Raw genomic sequence first — 1,930 nt, 5'->3', positions numbered from 1 at the left:
CAAAGCGAATGAGATTTTGTTTCGGTTAACTTTTTAAGTTAACGTTCTTTAACAATTAGTTATCATGCAATTTGTGTGGACACTCACATTACATTGATTTTACATAGTCGGTTCTTAATTCTCTCACGAGAGGCAAGGAAAGACGTAAAACAGTTTAATAATGATGTCACACAGATTAAGTATTAATCATTAATTTGATTAGTACGTTTTATGTAGTTACTGCTTCTCTTTTAAGAGTTGTTGGTAACACGACAGAATTCATTGAGCAGATGTCTTGGTTTCGACTAAGCATCACAAACGATTTTTTAATTGAAGAGTTTGATCATGGCTCAGATTGAACGCTGGCGGCAGGCTTAACACATGCAAGTCGAGCGGTAACAGAGAGTAGCTTGCTACTTTGCTGACGAGCGGCGGACGGGTGAGTAATGCTTGGGAATATGCCATATGGTGGGGGACAACAGTTGGAAACGACTGCTAATACCGCATAACGTCTACGGACCAAAGAGGGGGATTCTTCGGAACCTCTTGCCATTTGATTAGCCCAAGTGAGATTAGCTAGTTGGTGAGGTAATGGCTCACCAAGGCGACGATCTCTAGCTGGTTTGAGAGGATGATCAGCCACACTGGGACTGAGACACGGCCCAGACTCCTACGGGAGGCAGCAGTGGGGAATATTGCACAATGGGCGAAAGCCTGATGCAGCCATGCCGCGTGTGTGAAGAAGGCCTTCGGGTTGTAAAGCACTTTCAGTTGTGAGGAAAGGAGTGTAGTTAATAGCTGCATTCTATGACGTTAGCAACAGAAGAAGCACCGGCTAACTCCGTGCCAGCAGCCGCGGTAATACGGAGGGTGCGAGCGTTAATCGGAATTACTGGGCGTAAAGCGTGCGTAGGCGGTTTGTTAAGCAAGATGTGAAAGCCCAGGGCTCAACCTTGGAACTGCATTTTGAACTGGCAAACTAGAGTACTGTAGAGGGTGGTGGAATTTCCAGTGTAGCGGTGAAATGCGTAGAGATTGGAAGGAACATCAGTGGCGAAGGCGGCCACCTGGACAGATACTGACGCTGAGGCACGAAAGCGTGGGGAGCAAACAGGATTAGATACCCTGGTAGTCCACGCCGTAAACGATGTCAACTAGCTGTCTGTGGACTTGATCCGTGGGTAGCGGAGCTAACGCATTAAGTTGACCGCCTGGGGAGTACGGCCGCAAGGTTAAAACTCAAATGAATTGACGGGGGCCCGCACAAGCGGTGGAGCATGTGGTTTAATTCGATGCAACGCGAAGAACCTTACCATCCCTTGACATCCACAGAAGAGACTAGAGATAGACTTGTGCCTTCGGGAACTGTGAGACAGGTGCTGCATGGCTGTCGTCAGCTCGTGTTGTGAAATGTTGGGTTAAGTCCCGCAACGAGCGCAACCCCTATCCTTATTTGCCAGCGCGTTATGGCGGGAACTCTAAGGAGACTGCCGGTGATAAACCGGAGGAAGGTGGGGACGACGTCAAGTCATCATGGCCCTTACGGGATGGGCTACACACGTGCTACAATGGCAAGTACAGAGGGCAGCAATACCGCGAGGTGGAGCGAATCCCACAAAGCTTGTCGTAGTCCGGATTGGAGTCTGCAACTCGACTCCATGAAGTCGGAATCGCTAGTAATCGTAGATCAGAATGCTACGGTGAATACGTTCCCGGGCCTTGTACACACCGCCCGTCACACCATGGGAGTGGGATGCAAAAGAAGTGGCTAGTTTAACCTTCGGGAGGACGGTCACCACTTTGTGTTTCATGACTGGGGTGAAGTCGTAACAAGGTAACCCTAGGGGAACCTGGGGTTGGATCACCTCCTTATCTTGAAGTAAAAACAGTTTAATGGAAACTTCGGTTTCACGAGTGTCTACACAAATTACATGATAACAAATTAGAAGAA

The 1,930-nt window shown here is 48.3% G+C and carries 1 rRNA gene; it reads left to right on the top strand.

Annotated elements, in window-relative coordinates:
* Window positions 1–306 precede the first annotated feature (306 nt).
* Window positions 307–1,851 (top strand): 16S ribosomal RNA (locus tag H4J39_RS08560).
* Window positions 1,852–1,930 lie beyond the last annotated feature (79 nt).

Source organism: Colwellia sp. Bg11-12 (genome assembly GCF_014076955.1).
Lineage (GTDB): Bacteria > Pseudomonadota > Gammaproteobacteria > Enterobacterales > Alteromonadaceae > Colwellia_A.
Note: the sequence above shows the minus strand (reverse complement) of the source record. Positions and strands in the feature narration are given on the sequence as shown.